Annotated in this window: 15 protein-coding genes and 1 riboswitch; of the genes, 9 read left to right on the forward strand and 6 right to left on the reverse strand. The window is 71.5% G+C overall.

Annotated features, from left to right (window positions below):
- Window positions 1-220: 220 nt before the first annotated feature.
- The 3 genes from ACWGKT_RS23820 to fahA all read right to left on the reverse strand — a co-directional run bounded on the left by ACWGKT_RS23820 (window position 221) and on the right by fahA (window position 2,764).
- Window positions 221-598, reverse strand: a complete 378-nt coding sequence (locus tag ACWGKT_RS23820; RefSeq protein ID WP_453275272.1) for a GntR family transcriptional regulator — start codon at window positions 596-598, stop codon at window positions 221-223.
- Entirely contained in the window at window positions 595-1,416 is an 822-nt protein-coding gene (locus ACWGKT_RS23825; protein ID WP_453275273.1) for a hypothetical protein, read from the reverse strand. Before ACWGKT_RS23825 ends, ACWGKT_RS23820 begins: the two co-directional genes overlap by 4 nt.
- Before the next feature lie 130 nt (window positions 1,417-1,546).
- Window positions 1,547-2,764 (reverse strand): fumarylacetoacetase, encoded by a 1,218-nt coding sequence (gene fahA, locus ACWGKT_RS23830; RefSeq protein ID WP_453275274.1) that lies wholly within the window; start codon window positions 2,762-2,764, stop codon window positions 1,547-1,549.
- Window positions 2,765-2,998: 234 nt separating this feature from the next.
- Here fahA and ACWGKT_RS23835 point away from each other — a divergent pair, with 234 nt between their 5' ends.
- The 3 genes from ACWGKT_RS23835 to ACWGKT_RS23845 all read left to right on the forward strand — a co-directional run bounded on the left by ACWGKT_RS23835 (window position 2,999) and on the right by ACWGKT_RS23845 (window position 6,452).
- Entirely contained in the window at window positions 2,999-4,243 is a 1,245-nt protein-coding gene (locus ACWGKT_RS23835) for a carboxylate--amine ligase (RefSeq protein WP_356144149.1), read from the forward strand.
- Window positions 4,244-4,269: 26 nt separating this feature from the next.
- The gene (locus tag ACWGKT_RS23840; protein ID WP_453275275.1) at window positions 4,270-5,472 is read left to right on the forward strand and encodes an FAD-dependent oxidoreductase; all 1,203 of its coding nucleotides are present in this window, start codon (window positions 4,270-4,272) and stop codon (window positions 5,470-5,472) included.
- A 173-nt stretch (window positions 5,473-5,645) separates the two neighbouring features.
- A complete protein-coding gene (locus ACWGKT_RS23845) occupies window positions 5,646-6,452 on the forward strand; it encodes an HAD family hydrolase (RefSeq protein ID WP_453275276.1) in 807 nt (268 codons plus the stop codon).
- A gap of 23 nt (window positions 6,453-6,475) precedes the next feature.
- Here the strand turns inward: ACWGKT_RS23845 and ACWGKT_RS23850 are convergent, their stop codons facing one another.
- Window positions 6,476-6,961: a transglycosylase SLT domain-containing protein gene (locus tag ACWGKT_RS23850; RefSeq protein WP_453275277.1), complete on the reverse strand. Its 486-nt coding sequence runs from the start codon at window positions 6,959-6,961 to the stop codon at window positions 6,476-6,478.
- 3 nt (window positions 6,962-6,964) lie between these two features.
- A riboswitch (cyclic di-AMP (ydaO/yuaA leader) is annotated at window positions 6,965-7,137 on the reverse strand.
- Between the two features lie 889 nt (window positions 7,138-8,026).
- On the opposite strand from ACWGKT_RS23850, the gene ACWGKT_RS23855 reads away from it, so the two are divergent.
- From ACWGKT_RS23855 to ACWGKT_RS23875, 5 genes are all read left to right on the forward strand, one after another.
- Window positions 8,027-9,037, forward strand: a complete 1,011-nt coding sequence (locus tag ACWGKT_RS23855) for a polyprenyl synthetase family protein (protein ID WP_356144156.1) — start codon at window positions 8,027-8,029, stop codon at window positions 9,035-9,037.
- Between the two features lie 190 nt (window positions 9,038-9,227).
- Window positions 9,228-10,184, forward strand: a complete 957-nt coding sequence (locus ACWGKT_RS23860) for a CHRD domain-containing protein (protein ID WP_453275278.1) — start codon at window positions 9,228-9,230, stop codon at window positions 10,182-10,184.
- A gap of 260 nt (window positions 10,185-10,444) precedes the next feature.
- The gene (locus ACWGKT_RS23865) at window positions 10,445-11,704 is read left to right on the forward strand and encodes a LolA family protein (protein WP_453275279.1); all 1,260 of its coding nucleotides are present in this window, start codon (window positions 10,445-10,447) and stop codon (window positions 11,702-11,704) included.
- Window positions 11,705-11,737: 33 nt separating this feature from the next.
- Window positions 11,738-12,718, forward strand: coding sequence for an ABC transporter ATP-binding protein (locus ACWGKT_RS23870; protein ID WP_453275280.1), 981 nt, complete (start codon window positions 11,738-11,740; stop codon window positions 12,716-12,718).
- Window positions 12,705-13,625: an ABC transporter permease gene (locus ACWGKT_RS23875; protein ID WP_453275281.1), complete on the forward strand. Its 921-nt coding sequence runs from the start codon at window positions 12,705-12,707 to the stop codon at window positions 13,623-13,625. Before ACWGKT_RS23870 ends, ACWGKT_RS23875 begins: the two co-directional genes overlap by 14 nt.
- Window positions 13,626-13,628: 3 nt before the next feature.
- On the opposite strand, the gene ACWGKT_RS23880 is transcribed toward ACWGKT_RS23875, so the two are convergent.
- Both ACWGKT_RS23880 and ACWGKT_RS23885 read right to left on the reverse strand, forming a co-directional pair.
- Complete coding sequence (locus tag ACWGKT_RS23880; RefSeq protein WP_356144164.1) at window positions 13,629-14,228, reverse strand: flavodoxin family protein; 600 nt, start codon at window positions 14,226-14,228, stop codon at window positions 13,629-13,631.
- 105 nt (window positions 14,229-14,333) lie between these two features.
- Complete coding sequence (locus ACWGKT_RS23885; protein ID WP_453275282.1) at window positions 14,334-14,906, reverse strand: DUF6668 family protein; 573 nt, start codon at window positions 14,904-14,906, stop codon at window positions 14,334-14,336.
- Between the two features lie 123 nt (window positions 14,907-15,029).
- Here ACWGKT_RS23885 and ACWGKT_RS23890 point away from each other — a divergent pair, with 123 nt between their 5' ends.
- On the forward strand, window positions 15,030-16,628 hold the full coding sequence (locus ACWGKT_RS23890) for a tetratricopeptide repeat protein (RefSeq protein ID WP_453275283.1): 1,599 nt from the start codon (window positions 15,030-15,032) through the stop codon (window positions 16,626-16,628).
- The last annotated feature ends 39 nt before the right edge of the window (window positions 16,629-16,667 follow it).

Here is a 16,667-nt window from a genome sequence, read left to right on the forward strand (position 1 = left end):
GTGTCCCGTCAGTATGACGGTGTCGGGCCGCGGGAGTCAGGAATCGGCGGAGAACCGGCTCCACATCCGCATCCGCTCCACCGCCGCTCCGCCGATCCCTCGCGCTTTCCCGATCGCACCGGCCGCTCCATCCCGCCCCTCGGGTCCGCCCCCGCCCTCCCCTTGTTCCTCCGATTACTCCCCTGACTCCTCCTACTCCCCCGACTCCTCCAACACCTGGTTACTCCTCCAACACCTGGCGCACCGCCCCCAGCACCTCCCCCGCGTCCGCCCCCAGCGCCCGCGCCTCCGTCACGAACCGTTGTGCCAGTGCCGTCAGTTCGGCCGGATCCGGGCGCCGTACCGGAGTCGGCAGGGGAGCCACCCGCGTGCCCGCGCCGCGCCGGGTGCGGATCAGGGAGGCCGATTCCAGCTCGCGGTAGGCCCGGGCGACCGTGCCCGCGGCCAGGCCCAGGTCCGACGCCAGCTGCCGTACCGTCGGCAGACGCTCGCCCTCCGGCAGGCGCCCGGTGGTGATCAGTGCCGCGAGCTGGGCGCGGATCTGCTCGTACGGCGGGACGGGGCTGTCCGTGTCGACCCGCACGGCAGGGCCGCTCACCGGCGGGCTCCCTGGCGGTCTCCCTGGGGGGCGCGCCGCTCGGAACGGCGGACCGCGCGCTGCCACCAGGTGGCCCGGGGCGAGCACACGGTGAAGAGCGTCCACGGCACGGTGACCAGCGCGACCAGGGCCAGCGGCCACAGCACCGCGTTGGCCACGGTCCCCACCGTCCCGTCGCAGGTCATGTTCAGCAGTGCGCCGGACGCCGTCGAGGCCGCCCCCAGCAGGGAGGACGAGACCACGAGCCCCCAGGCCGCGACGATCGCGAGGGCGCGGTCGCGGCGGGACGCGTCGTCGCCGGGCCGGGTGGCGATCCGCCGCAGGGACAAGCCGCAGGCGCCGGTGGCGACGGCGAGGGAGGCGAGCATCGGCAGGCCGTAGTGCAGCCCGGGCCAGGGGCCGTACGACTGGGTCACGCCTCGGCAGGTCAGGGTGAGGGAGCGGCCCGCCCGTCCGAGGTCGTCCGGCGAGGCCACCGCGGCGGCCACGCCCAGCAGCACCACCAGCGCACCCGCGAGCGCGATCAACAGCCAGGTCATCCGGGGCGGTACGTAGTCACGGACCCGGCGCGGTGTGAGGCCGGCCGTGCGGACGGCGCCCCGGGCCGGGGCGGTCAGCGCGTCCCCGACCAGCACTCCGGCCACCGCGCACAGCCCGAACGCCGGAATGGCGTACAGGATCCCGTCCCCGTCGTCGAGCGGGGACAGCACGCGCGCCGCGAGTGCCCCGACCAGCAGGCCGCCCCAGCGGGCGTACCGGTCGAGGGGCGCGCGGGACGCCGTCGAAGGCAGAAGTGAAGGTGAATCGTGCGCATCCATGACAAACCCCCGGACAAAGAAGCATCTTGTACTCACCGCTTGTATCAAGCAGTGAGTACAAGATGCGGTCCCCGGCGGACTTGTGTCAACTGCTTGCTACAAGTGGCCGGTGCTTGTCACGAGCGCCGGGTCAGCCGGCCACGATCCGCCCGGTCACCTCGCCCAGTCCGACCCGGGCCCCGTCCGGCCCCGGCGCCCACGCGGACAGCGTCACCACGTCGCCGTCCTCCAGGAACGCCCGCTTCCCGTCCGGCAGTTCGAGGGGGTCCCGCCCGTTCCAGGTCAGCTCCAGCAGCGAACCGCGCTCGCGCTCGGTCGGCCCGCTCACGGTCCCCGACCCGTACAGGTCCCCGGTGCGCAGCGAGGCCCCGTTCACGGTCATGTGCGCGAGCTGCTGCGCGGCGGTCCAGTACATGGTGGAGAACGGCGGCTCGGACACGACGTGACCGTTGATCGCGACGGAGATCCGCAGGTCGTACCCGCCGGGCTCGACGCCGGAGCCGGTGTCGTCCAGGTACGGCAGCAGCGCGTGGGTCCGCTCCGGCGGTGTCACCCGCGCCTCCTCCAGTGCCTCCAGCGGGGTGATCCACGCCGACACGGACGTGGCGAAGGACTTGCCGAGGAACGGGCCGAGGGGGACGTACTCCCAGGCCTGGACGTCCCGCGCCGACCAGTCGTTCAGCAGGCACAGCCCGAACACGTGCTCCCGGAAGTCGCCCAGCGCCACCGGCGTGCCCATCTCGGACGGCACGCCGACCACGAAGCCGACCTCGGCCTCGATGTCCAGCCGGACGGACGGGCCGAACACGGGTGCCGGGTCGCCGGGGCCCTTGCGCTGCCCGGACGGCCGTACGACCTCCGTGTCCGAGACCACGATCGTGCCCGAGCGGCCGTGGTAACCGATCGGCAGGTGCTTCCAGTTGGGGGTCAGCGAGTCCTCGGCGTCCGGGCGGAAGATCTGGCCCACGTTCCGGGCGTGGTTCTCGGAGGCGTAGAAGTCGACGTAGTCGGCGACCTCGAACGGCAGGTGCAGGGTCACTGAGGCCAGGGGGTGGAACAACGGCTCGATCGTCTCGCGGTGCGAGGGCACCGTGACCCACGCGGTCAGCGCCCGCCGCACGTCCGACCAGGCCGTGCGGCCCGCCGCCAACAGCGGGTTGAGGGTGGGGCGGGCGAGCAGGGAGGCGTACGGCGAGCCGAGCGCGGCGGCCGCGGCGCCCGCGTCGAGCACGTGGTCGCCGAGCCGGACGCCGACCCTCCGCTCCGGTGAGCCGGGGAGCGAGAACACGCCATAGGGAAGGTTGTGCGGCCCGAAGGGGTCGCCCTCGGGAACATCGAAGGGGGGCATGGGGTACTGCCTCACTCTCATCCGAGCCGTGCACGGCCCAACATTCCATGTGGTCGCGCCACACGTTACGGCCGAGTTGCGTGTCTTGGGCAGTGTCTAAAGAGTTCGCAATGTCCGAATAGGCCTTGTCGGAGGGTCTAATTCCGGCTTAGCGTCCTTTGGGGGACACGGCCGGGGTGAGTCCGGTCCGTGGGGGGACACGTGGGGGGACCCGTGGCCGGAAATGCCGTCAGTGTGCCTTTCGCGGCCGACCGTGATGTGCCGGGCCTGATCGTGAAGTTCGGCGACTACCCGCTGCACCACGGTGGCGTCGGAGCGATCCGCAGCCTGGGCCGTCTGGGCGTCCCCATGTGCGCGATCACGGAGGACCGCTACACACCCGCGGCCTCCTCCCGCTATCTCAAACGCGCGTTCGTGTGGCCGACGAGCGGGGCCGAGGAGCCGGAGTACCTCGTCGAGGGGCTGCTCCGGATCGGCCGCCGCATCGGCCGCCCCACCGTCCTCGTCCCTACCGATGAAGAGGCCGCCGTCCTGATCGCCGAGCACCAGGACGCGCTGGGGACCCGGTTCCTCTTCCCGCGATTGGAGCCGGGCCTGCCGCGCCGTCTGGCCAGCAAGCAGGGGCTGCACGAGCTCTGCGTGGAACACGGCATCCCGAGTCCGACCTCGGCCTTCCCGCAGTCGTACGACGACATCGCCGCCTTCGCCGAGAAGGCCTGCTTCCCGGTCGTGGCCAAGAACCGGGAGGCGTTCGTGCGGCGGAAACAGCCCGCCGTCAACGGGACCACGAGGATCGCCACCCGCGAGGGACTGCTCACCCTCGCCCGCGACTGGGGCGAGCAGCCCGGCGTCATCCTGCAGGAGTACCTGCCGAGGGAGCAGGCCGAGGACTGGATCGTCCACGCCTACTTCGGCGCGGACTCCACCCCGCTCGCCATGTTCACGGGCGTCAAGGTGCGCTCGTGGCCGCCGCACGCGGGGATGACGGCGAACGCGTACGTCGTCGACAACCCGGAACTCGCGGACCTCGCCGCGCGTTTCGTCAAACAGATCGGCTTCAGCGGCATCGTCGACCTCGACCTGCGCTTCGACCGCCGCGACGGCCGGTACAAACTCCTCGACTTCAACCCGCGCGTGGGCGCCCAGTTCCGGCTCTTCGAGAACGAGTCGGCGGTGGACGTCGTACGCGCCATGCATCTGGATCTGACCGGACGGACCGTTCCGGAGGGGGAACAGCGGGCCGGCCACCGGTACGTCGTGGAGAACATCGACCTCCCCGCCCTCCTCGCCTACCGCCGCAGCGGCTATACGACGCCGCACGCGCCGGCCCGGGCGAGCGGGACGGAGCTGGCCTGGCTGGCGGGTGACGACCCGCTGCCGTTCCTCACGATGCTGGCGCGCTTCGTGCGACCGGGCGCGAAGCATCTGTATCAGCTGTGGCGCACCAACCGCCGCGGCAGCAGTACCTCCACGAAGTAGGCACATCCGTCCTGGGGAGGGACTTCGTGATCGAACCGGTAGCAGTCATCGGCGCCGGACCCTTCGGCCTGTCCACCGCCGCGCACCTGCGAGGGCGCGGCATTCCGGTACGTGTCTTCGGCGATCCCATGGTGAGCTGGCGCGACCACATGCCCGCGGGCATGATCCTGAAGTCGACCCCGGCGGCCTCCACCATCGACGCACCGCAGCCCGGGCACACCCTCGCCGACTACTGCGACGCGGCCGGCGTCCGCCGCCTGGTGACGGACGAGGACCTGATCTCCGTGGAGACCTTCATCGCCTACGGCGAGTGGTTCCAGCAGAAGCTGCTGCCCGACCTGGAACGGGTGCGGGTCGTCTCGGTGGACCGCCGCACCGGCGGCGGATTCGAACTCAAGCTGGACTCCGGCGAGTTGTTCGCCGCCCGCGCGGTCGTCGTCGCGACGGGCCTGTCCGGCCTGGCCCACCTCCCGGTGGAACTGGCCGGCGCCGCGGCGGACGGACCCTCGGCCACGGGCCCGGTGTCCCACAGCTCCCAGCACCACGACCTCACCCGGTTCTCCGGCAAGGAGCTGATCGTCGTCGGCGCCGGACAGTCCGCGCTGGAGACGGCGGCGCTGGCCGCGGAGGCGGGCGCGCAGGTCCAGGTGGTCTCGCGCGGCCGGGGCAGGGTGGCCTTCGGCGCCCCGCCGTGGAACCAGCCGAGGCTGCGCCCCGAGTCCCCCTTCGGCCGCGCCTGGTCCCTGTGGGCGCTCAGCTACTACCCCCACCCCTACCGCTATTTCCCGGCCCAGGTCCGCCACTACCTGGTCCGCCGCGTCCTCGGCCCGCTCGGCGCCTGGTGGCTGCGCGACCGCTTCCAGGACAAGGTGCGGGTCGAGGAGGTCGAGAGCGTGCTCGGCGTGGACGCCCCCGACGGCGCCCCGGTCCTCACGGTCCGCACCCACGCCGGCGCCACCAGCCAGCTGGCCGCCGACCACGTCATCGCGGCCACCGGCTACCGCGTCGACATCGCGGCGATGGACTTCCTCGGCCACGAACTGCGCACCCGGCTCGCCGTCAGCCGCGGTGCCCCGAAACTCGGCGCCGGCCATGTCTCCTCGGTCCCCGGCCTCTACTTCACCGGTCTTCCGGCCGCCGCGTCCTACGGCCCGGTGATGCGCTTCGTCTGCGGCACGGAGTTCGCCTCCGGCCGGCTGGCGAAACACCTGGCCGCGGCGCACGGCTGAGCGCAGGCGGTGCGGGCGGGGCCGCGGTCTCGTCGTCCAGGGCGTTCTCGCGACCGGCGCCCTCGAACCACAGTCCGGGCCCCTCGCACACCGCCATCTCGGAGTCACCGGGCCTCACTTGGGGCCGAAACACACCGTGAGTCTCAGGGGCGTGGTGTCCGTATTCTCTGATCATGGCCGTACCCCCTGCTTATGCACTCATCGCCACCGACCTGGACGGGACGCTGCTCCGCGGCGACGACACCCTCTCCGACCGGTCCCGTGCCGCGCTCGCGCGGGCGACGGAGGCCGGCGCGCGGCACCTCGTCGTGACGGGGCGCCCGGCGCCGCGCGTACGGCCACTGCTCGACGACCTCGGCAGCACGGGGCTCGCGGTGTGCGGACAGGGCGCGCAGTTGTACGACGCCGGCGCGGGCCGGCTGCTGTGGTCGGTCACCCTGGACCGGGAGCTTGCGGAGACCGCGCTCGGCAAGATCGAGGCCGAGGTGGGCCAGGTGTACGCGGCCGTCGACCAGGACGGGGTGGACGGGCTCACGCTCATCGAGCCCGGGTATCTGATGCCCCACCCGACCCTGCCGGCCGTGCGGGTCGGGCGGCGCGACGACCTGTGGTGCGCGCCGATCAGCAAGGTCCTGCTGCGCCATCACACCCTGTCCGACGACGAGTTGGCGCGGACGGCGCGCGCGGTGGTGGGCTCGCTGGCCACGGTCACCATGTCGGGGCCCGGGACCGTGGAGCTCCAGCCCTGCGGCATCACCAAGGCGACCGGCCTGGCGCTGGCCGCCGAACACCTCGACCTGAGCGCCGAACGGGCCATCGCCTTCGGGGACATGCCCAATGACATCCCCATGTTCCGCTGGGCGGCTCACGGCGTGGCGATGGCCAACGCCCATCCCGAACTCAAGGCGGTGGCCGACGAGATCACGAAGTCGAACGAGGACGACGGCATCGCCGTCGTCCTCGAAAGACTCTTCGCTTAGCTCTACCGCTTCGGGTGGACGCGTCAGTACGCGCTGTTGACGTTGTCCATCGAGCCGTACCGCGCGGCCGCGTAGTTGCAGGCGGCGGTGATGTTCGCGATCGGGTCGTAGATGTCGAACGACGTGCCGGCCACGTGGTACGTGTTGAACGTCGGGTCGATGACCTGCAGCAGGCCCTTGGACGGGATGCCCTTGGCCGCGTTGGAGTCCCACAGGTTGATGGCCCGCGGGTTGCCGGACGACTCGCGCATGATGTTGCGGTGGATCCCGTTGTACGAGCCCGGAATGTGCTTCTCCGCCATGATCGCGAGGGACTCGCGGATCCAGCCGTCGAGGTTGTTCGGGTACCCGGCGAGTGTGGTGGAGGGGGTGGTGGCCGTCGGGGCGGCCGAGGCGGCGGTCGCGCCGACGAGCGGGACGGCGAGCACCGTGACACCGGTGCCGACGAGGGCGAGCTTGCGGACGAGGCGGGACGAGCGGGTGCTGGTGTGCTGAGCGGCAGCAGACATGGCGAAGTTCCTCTCCGTCGCCTACGAGGTGAGCTGTCGGGTTCGGGCGGGGAGGTGCCCGGCCGTACCACCGTGAGGTGGCACTGACTTCACCCCGCCGTTCCGGTGCGACATGTGCCGACCGGTCCGGCGACTTACCTGGGTTCCCCCGCTCCTGCCTACGGCGAATGAGTTCGTCGATGGGTGCGTAGGGCGGCGGCAGGATTCGGCGTTCCGCCCGACAGCCCGGAAGCTATGCGAGAGCACATGTCGGGAACAAGACTCGGAATCACATAACGCACCGATTGACCTTGGTCTGAGGCGTATGGGGTGCTTGATCCTTTGCGGTTGCCAAGCCTCAACTGGCCGACGCGGCAAGGCGAAATGGGTCAAAGGGGGCTCTGGTGGTCCGATGGGGTGGAGTGACCCAATTCACGGAATAAGGCTGGAATAATATTCACGGCAAAGCGGACATGCGGGTCGGAAGGGGGTTTCGCGAGGGCGACGAAAGAGTCCTTTTCCCGCGTTCGGCGGAATGGGCCCACCACCCCTTGTAGGTCGTTTTGTCCGATACCGGAAGTGGCTCGTATCACAGGCGCGCCGCACCTGCGGTCACTCGGGTTGGGCCGGACGGCGGACGGTGTCGCCGTTTGCTCCGGTGGGTGAGCCGGTGGGTGGGGTGGGCCGGCGGACGGGCCGACGGGCGGAGCGGAGGGTGGGCGGGGGCGTGAAGGGGGTGAGGCGCTCCGGATGGTGGAACCCGCCGGGCGGGGCCCGTCGTTGTCCTGATGGTCGCCGCCGGAGCGGGCCCCGGCGGCCGCCGTGAGCGGCTCGGGCGCGAGGGCCGCCATTCGGACGAATGGGTAAGCAGACGGACAAAGAGTGCTGCATCCTCTGGAGTCGATAAATATTTGGTCATATCGACTGATCGAAAACATACCGGTCGTGCTCCGATAGCGCCCGGGCTGGACGGGTGGGCGCTATCGGTGATCGAAACCTGACCGGATACGCTGACTTGAGTGATGGCAGCGACCTATCGACAAACCGCGTAACCGCCAGCAGACACCAGCAGACAGGAGACCCCTCGTGACCGTCGTCGGGCCGTTCGGGCTGAGCGTGCGGGACCAGGCTCTGGAAGCCGATGTCCAGGCCGGATTGGCGGCTGTCGAGGAGGGTTTGCTCGAAGCCACCAAGAGTGAGGTCCCGTTCATCACGGAGGCCGCGCAGCACCTGGTGCGGGCCGGCGGGAAGCGGTTCCGGCCGCTGCTCGTGATGCTCGCGGCCCAGTTCGGTGACCCGTACGCGCCGGGCATCGTGCCCTCGGCCGTCGTCGTCGAGCTGACCCACCTCGCGACGCTGTACCACGACGACGTGATGGACGAGGCGCTGGTGCGCCGCGGCGTGGACAGCGCGAACACCCGCTGGGGCAACTCGGTCGCCGTCCTCACGGGTGACTTCCTCTTCGCCCGCGCCTCCCAGATCCTCGCCGACCTCGGCCCCGAGGCGGTCCGGGTCCAGGCCCTCGCGTTCGAGCGGCTCGTCACCGGGCAGATCCTGGAGACCGCGGGACCGACGGACGGTCGGGATCCGGTCGAGCACTACCTGGACGTGCTGGGCGGCAAGACGGGCTCCCTGGTGGCCGTGTCGTGCCGGTTCGGCGCCATGATGTCCGGGGCCGACGAGACGGTGGTCGACGTCCTCACCCAGTACGGCGAACGGCTCGGTGTGGCCTTCCAGCTGGCGGACGACGTGCTCGACATCGCCAGCGACTCGCACGAGTCCGGGAAGACGCCGGGGACGGACCTGCGCGAGGGTGTCGCGACCCTGCCCGTGCTGCGGCTGCGGGAGCGGGCCGCGCGGCTGGGGCTGGCCGAGGACCTCGCGCTGTGCGAGCTTCTCGCCTCCGACCTCACCGACGACGCGCGGCACGCGGAGGCGCTGGCCGCGCTCCGCGTCCACCCCGCGCTGGAGCAGGCCCGGCGGGACACGGTGCGGTACGCGGAGGACGCGCGGGCGGCGCTGGCGCCGCTGCCGGAGTGCGACGCGAAGGCCGCGCTGATGGAACTCTGCGACGCGGTGGTGCACCGGGCCGCGTGAGGCCGCTCGCCACGGGGCCGGGTGAGTGTCGCTCGGCCCATATCTCGTCGCCGTGGCCGCTTGACCAGCCTTTCTCTCTTTTGTGACCCAGGTCACATTCATGGACTGAGTCTAATCTAGGATCCCTTCGTGCTCATGCCCAGAAGCTGACGCAGGGGGCGTCAGTCGCATACGGGGAGAAAACCGAATCATGGGTATGAACCGATCCTTCTTCGCGCGCCGCAAGGGTCTCGTCGCCACCGCCGTCACGATCGCCGCGTGCGCCGGTGTCGCCGGCGCGGTGGCGCCGGCCTCCGCCACCGAGAACACCGGCAGTACCGGCAAGGAAGCGACCGTCCTCGTCGCGAGCCTCCGCGGCGCCAACGAGGTCCCGGTCAAGGGCGGCCCCGCCGTGGGGGACAGGGACGGCGCGGCGCTGGAGTTCATCAAGGTCAAGGGGGACAAGGTGTCCGTCGCCGTGGCCTGGCGCGGCACCGGCAGGCCGACCGACCTGCACATCCACCAGGGCGCCAAGGGCACCAACGGCGGCGTCAAGATCGACTTCGGCAAGGTGCTGAAAGAGGGGCACAAGGGCCGGTACTCCGTGTCCGGGAGCGTCCGGGTGACCGACGCCGCCCTGCTCAAGCAGCTCACGAACGACCCCGGCGCGTTTTACGCCAACCTGCACACCGCCGAATTCCCGGGCGGAGCCGTCCGCGGACAGCTCCACAAGGTCACCACCGCCATGGACTTCCGGCACACGCTCGGCGGCTTCCAGGCCTCCGTGGTCAAGGGCAAGCAGATCTACGAGTGCAAGCCCGCCGAGGGCGGCGGCTACGCCTTCGGGCAGCGCGACGTCAGCGCCCTGCTCGGCGGCCACATCCGGCACTCCTTCGTGAAGCCCAACTCCGGTACCCCGCAGTGGGTCGCGCCGGACGGGAGCGCCGTCACCGGCGCCGTGATCACCAAGACGCCCAACGGGGCCGGCAACATCCCCGAGCTGGACCTCAAGGCCACCCGGTCCGGAAAGCACCACGGGCTGCTCGCCGGCACCACCGAGATCCTCCGGCTGAACACGGTCGGCGGAGTCGCCCCGACCGGCTCCTGCGCGCCGGGCACCATCGCCGCCGTGCCCTACCAGGCGGACTACGTCTTCGTGCAGCACTGAGCCCGCACGCCGGTCTCCGGCACCCGGCGGCGCCTCCCCGTACGACCCGTACCCCTACGGGTCGGGGGAGGCGCCTCCTCCTCGTGTCATACCGCAGGCGTACACGGAGTTGGCTCCGCAGTCTGACGCTTCCTCACGGCCGATTTGGTCAGATGGAAACCACGGAAATCACCACTCCTCACCGATTCGGGTGAGAATGGCGGCTCAGGGTGGGACAGAGCGTGAGCACAGCCGCCGCCGACGACGGAGGTAAGGCACACATGGCACCGTACGAATCCGACGACAACACGGGCGCGCCGGAGGCCGACGAGCTTCCCACCGGGCGGCGCAAGGCCGCTCGGTACGCCGTGCCGGTCGCGGTGGTGGGGCTGGCGGCTGCGACCATCGGGCTGGTCCCGGCGCTCGCCGACTCCGGCGACCCCGACCTGCCGAAGATCACCGCGCAGCAGCTCATCGAGAAGATCGCCCAGTCGGACGTGGAGCAGCTGTCCGGCACCGTGCGGATCAACACGGACCTGGGTCTGCCCAACCTCGGCGGCCTGGAGAGCGGCCTGGTCTCGGGCGCCACCCGGTCGGGTGACGGCTCGTCCGCGGACCCGACCGCCAAGCTCACCGAGCTCGTCTCCGGCTCCCACACCCTGCGTGTCGCCACGGACGGCCCGGACCGGCAGAAGCTCTCGCTGATCGAGAGCGCCGCCGAATACAGCCTCATCCACAACGGCAAGGACGTCTGGGGCTACGACAGCAAGTCCAACGAGGTCTACCACGGCAAGGCGGAGGAGGCGGGCAAGGACCACCGCGGCGAGGAGCCGCCGGCCACGCCCAAGGACTTCGCCGACGAGGCACTGAAGTCGGTCGACGACACCACGTCCGTGACCGTCGACGGCACCGCGCACGTCGCCGGCCGGGACGCCTACAAGCTGCTGATCAAGCCCAAGCAGTCCGGCACCACGGTCGGCGCGATCAGCATCGCCGTGGACGCGAAGACGGGCATGCCGCTGAAGTTCACGCTCACCCCGGCCGCCGGCGGCGCCGCCGTGTTCGACACGGGCTTCACGCAGGTCACCTTCGCCAAGCCGGCCGCCTCGACCTTCGACTTCACCCCGCCCAAGGGTGCCAAGGTCACCGAGGAGGGCGACGCCTCGAAGGCGCCCGGGTCGGACAAGGGCCTCCCGAAGGCCGGCGACGACCTCGGCACGGGGCTCGGCGAGAGCTTCGGCAAGGACTTCGGCAAGGGCACCGACGGCAGCGACGGCTTCAAGGTCCTCGGCAAGGGCTGGAACTCGATCGCCACCTTCGACACCGGCTCCGAGGGCGGCATACCGTCCGGCGCCGGCGCCGGCGGCGGTGACCTGGGCGGCTTCCTCGGCTCGCTCGGCGACAAGGTGAGCGGCAAGTTCGGCAAGGGCACGGTCTTCTCCACCCGCCTGATCAACGCCCTGATCACGGACGACGGCAAGGTGTACGTCGGTGCCGTGACCAAGAACGCCCTGGTCGAGGCGGCGAACGCGGCGAAGTAGGTACCCCTGGCGCACGACGAATCGAGGGAGCCGATGGACGAAGTGTCCGCCACGGAGCCGGATCCGGGCGCGGGCGACGCGGAGCACGGCGTCATCCAGACCCGCGGCCTGACCAAGCGCTACCGCGGCGGACAGCTCGCCGTCGACGGTCTCGACCTGACCGTCCCGGCGGGCAGCGTCTTCGGCTTCCTCGGTCCGAACGGCTCGGGCAAGACCACCACCATCCGCATGCTGATGGGCCTCATCGAACCCACCTCGGGCACGGCGCGGCTGCTCGGCTGCCCCATGCCGCGCGCCTCCCGCGCCGTGCTGCCGCACGTCGGCGCGCTCATCGAGGGACCCGCGCTGTACGGCTTCCTGTCCGGCAGGGACAACCTCCTGCGGTACGACGCCGCCGACCCGACCGCCGACCCGCGCACCCGGCGCGCCCGTGTCGCGGCGGCACTGGACCGGGTGGGGCTGACGGCCGCCGCGGGCAAGAAGGCGAAGGCCTACTCCCTGGGCATGAAGCAGCGCCTGGGGCTGGCGGCCGCGCTGCTCCAGCCGCGCAGACTGCTCGTCCTCGACGAGCCGACCAACGGGCTCGACCCGCAGGGCATGCGCGAAATCCGGTCGCTGGTGCGGGAGCTGGCCTCCGACGGCACGACCGTCTTCCTCTCCTCCCACCTCCTCGACGAGATCGAGCAGGTGTGCACGCACGCGGCGGTCATGGCACAGGGGCGGCTCATCACGCAGGGCGCGGTGGCCGACCTGGCGGCGGGGGCGCGCGGCCGGCTGGTCGTGACCACGCCGGACACCGGGGACGCGGCCCGGGTGCTGAAGGAACAGGGAGTCGCCGACGTCGTGGTGGCCGAGGACCGGGTGACCGCGGAGCCGCCCGAGGCTGAACTCGCCGAACTGAACGCCGCGTTGGTGACGGCGGGCGTCCGGGTCCGCGGCTTCGTGGTCGAACGGGCCTCGCTGGAGGACGCGTTCGTGGCACTGACCGGGGAGGGTTTCGATGTCGCGGGCTGAGACCCCGATGCGACAGGCCGGGGCCCAGCTGCCGGCGGGGGCCGCGCTCGAGGCCGTGCGCGCCCCGAGCCCGCTGTGGACCTTCGGTCTGCTGCGCAACGAGCTGGTCACCACGTTCCGGCGCTGGCGCACGCTCGCCCTGCTGGGCGTGCTGGCGGCGGTACCGGTGCTGGTCGGGATCGCGGTGAAGATCGAGACACGGGACGGGTCTTCGGCCGGCGGGGGCGGCGGCGCGGGACCGGCCTTCATCGCGCAGATCACCAACAACGGTCTGTTCCTGGTGTTCACGGCGCTCGCGGCCACGCTGCCGTTCTTCCTGCCCATGGCGATCGGCGTCGTCGCGGGCGACGCGATCGCGGGCGAGGCCAACGCGGGGACCCTGCGCTATCTGCTGGTCGCCCCCGCCGGCCGCAGCCGCCTGCTGCTCACCAAGTACGCGACGGTGATGGCCTTCTGCCTCGTGGCCACCCTCGTCGTCGCCGTCGCCGCGTTGATCATGGGTGCGCTGCTCTTCCCGCTGGGTGAGTTGACGACCATCTCCGGCACCCGGATCAGCTTCGCCGACGGCCTCGGCAGAGCGCTGCTGATCGCCCTGGTCGTCGCCGCGTCACTGACCGGAATCGCCGCCCTCGGCCTGTTCATATCGACCCTGACCAACAGCGGGATCGCGGCGATGGCGACCACGGTGGGCCTGCTGATCACCATCCAGATCCTCGACCAGATACCCCAGCTGCACGCGCTCCAGCCGTACTTCTTCTCCCACTACTGGCTGTCCTTCGCCGACCTGATGCGCGAGCCCGTCTACTGGGACAACCTCGTCAAGAACCTCGGCCTGCAGGCTTTGTACGCCGGGGTGTTCGGCTCGGCGGCCTGGGCGCGCTTCACGACGAGGGACGTCACCGCGTAGGACTCAGACGGCGGGCGCCTCGGCGTCGTACGGGAACCGCGCGAGCGGCGCCTCCCTGGCGAAGAAGGTCTTCGCGTGCGCCAGTGCCTCCGCGTCCCGCAGGACGTCCCCGGGCGCGCTGCCGTTGCCCAGCAGCACCCCGCCGAAGCGCATCCGCAGGTAAGCGGCCGAGTGGTTGAGCGTGCCGATCAGCGGGTCGGCCACCTCCGGCTCCTCGTGGGCGAGCGCGGTGACGCCCCACAGCGTGCGCCCCGCCAGGGTCGCCTTGAAATCGGCTCCGGGGGTGCGCAGCCAGCCGGACCAGTGGTCCAGGTAGCGCTTGGTGAGGGCGGACACCGAGTACCAGTACAGCGGCGAGACGATCACTATGTCCGTGGCCGCGAGCGTGGCGTCCAGGTACAGGCCGGTGGCGCTGTTCGAGGGCGGCCGGACGTGGTCGCTGTCGTGCCGCAGGTCCACGAAGTCGGGGAGGGGGTGCTCGGCCAGGCTGATCCACTGCTGCTCCACGTCCGCGGGCAGCTGTTCGGCGGCCTTCCGGGCCAGCAGCTCGGAGTTGCCATCGGTGCGGGCGCTGCCCAGGACGAACAGGAAACGGCGGGTCATGTGGTCCCCCAGACGGATTGGCGTACGCGAACCTCGAATGCAAGCGTGTGCATTATATGCATACGCAATAAAATCTGGGGAGAGGGCCGAGGCCGCCACGGCTTCTCAGAACGGACGTCGCCCAGCCGCGCGCCCGGCCCCCGTCAGCCGCAGCAGCGCGTCGGTCCCGCGGGGCGCCCCGCCGCTGAGATCCCCGAGGCGCCAGTCCTCCACCCACGGCACGCGGTACACGTCGACGACCGACTCGATCGCCCTGACCTGCCGGTCGAGCGGCTTCGGCAGCCGACCCGGCGCGTCCGCGACCAGGACGACGGCGTCCAGATCCAGGCCGAGCGGTGCGCCACCCCGGCGGAACGCCTCCACGGCGTACACGGCGCAGGTCAGCCCGGCCGCGTGCGTACGGGCGACGAGCAGCACCGAGGGCGGGGCGCCGGGGCCCGGCCAGTCGCGTCCGCAGTCCTGGCCGCCGTACACCGCGGCGAGGGTACTGGTGCCCGCGCCGCCGTGGGTACCGACCCAGGAGTAGTGCCGGACGGAGACGGGGACCTGGGCGGACGGGGCGAGGGAGCCCCACCCCGCCTCTCGCTCCCGCTCGGCGACCGGTCCGCGGATCCAGATCTCCGGCCCCGGACGCGGATCCGGTTCAGGGTCCGGCCTCTGCCGACCGCGTGGCTGCATGCCGGCGCTCCTTCCTGGTGCGAGTCTGTGACGTCGCGGTTACGTGGGAACCGTAGCGAGCGGAGAGACTCGACAGTACGCACGTGTACGACCGGATCGTGACGCCGGGGAGTGAGGGGACCGATGTCTCGACTCAGCCGCGAGAAGCGGGAACAACAGGGGGCTGCGTGCCCGGCGGCACCGGTCGAGGTCCGGGTCTCGGGTTCGGGCGCGTCGATCGGCGGCGTGGCCGTCGTGGCGGCGCCCGGCGAGGAGATCCAGCATGCCGTCCTGAACCACCTCCATCGCCTCGTTCTCACCAGTGGCCATCCTGTCCTCGCAACGGTCCACGACGACCGCATTGGATACGTGGTCGCCCTCCAGATCGACGCGGACGGCTCAAGCCGGTTCACGGGGGAGCCCGTTGCGGTTCCGGCGACTCCGTCGCTCGGGCAGGGGGAGCCGGGGGAGTCCGTGAGCGGAGGCGCGCGGGAGGCCGGCGGGCGGGACAAGCCCACCCATCTCCTTTCCGCGGTCGCCGAGCCGGTGCGCGACGTCGCTCCCACGTTCCCGCTGAGGGCCGTGCCGGAGCCGACGCCGGTCGCGGAATCGGCGCCCGGCCTCTTGCCGAGCGTCGTGGCGGACGTGGTTCCCGGGACGGTCCAGGCACCCACGGGGGTGTTCGGACCGCCGCCGACCATGGACACCGCACCGGGGCACACCGCGGCGCAGGCGCCGATGGCTTTGCCGGGGCCCATGGCCTTGCCGGGACCGATGGCTTTGCCGGCGCCGATCGCGGCGCCGAGTTCCGGCGCCGGGGCGGATCCCGTTGCCGGGTCGGCGTTCCGTGCCGGGTCGGATTCCGTCGGCGGGCCGACTTTCATCGCCGCGCCGCAGCCGATCGCCGGACCGGGTCTCGACGCCGGGCCGTATCGCGCCCCCGCGCCGCACCTCGACACCGAGCCCCGGCCGCTCGCGCCCGCCCCGGCCGAACTCCCTGCGACCTCCACAGCTTCCTTGGCCGGAGGCCCTTCGGCCGTCACGGCCGGAGCCTCCTCGGCCGCCACGCCCGAAGCCCCCTCAGCCCCCAAGCCCGCGCTTGCCCCGGTTCCCGCACCCGAAGCCATACCCGCCCCGACCCCGACTCCCCGCCGTACCCCTGTCACCGACTTCGTCGCGGAGACCGAGCCCGAGCCCAGGCCCACGCCTGCCCGGGGTTTCGACGCCGTCGCCGAGGCGGTACTGGGGGACGGGCCCGCGACCGTGACCGAAGAGGGGGCCGCGTTGCTCGGGGAGCCGATGACGCGGATCAACGAGGCGGTGAAGTCGGGGCGGATCGACACCGCGGCCGAACTGGCGGAGCGCACCGTCGCCGAGGCCACCGCCCTGCTGGGCCCCGGCCACCCCGAGGTGCTCGGGCTGCGCGAACTGACCGCCTACATCGCCTACCTGGCCGGCGACCCGCTCCGCTCCTTCCACCTCTCCCTCGACCTGGCCCGCCTGCGCCGCCGCACCCGGGACACGGAGGCCGCCTACGGCAACGTCCAGAGCGCGGCCACCGCCTGGCGCGCCGTCCGTGACCCCGAGCAGGGACTGAACCTGGGCCACGAACTGATCGCCCTGTGGACGGAACTCACCGCGGAGGAGGGCCCGGCGGTCGACGACATCGAGGAGCTGGAGTCCGCCCACGCCCGCATGGTCCGCCTCACGGAACGCGCGCGGCGGGCACGAGCCCAGGGCTGACGCGAGGGCGGCCGGTGCCGACACTGCCACGTCGACTCC

It is taken from the genome of Streptomyces sp. NPDC054794, assembly GCF_053611585.1.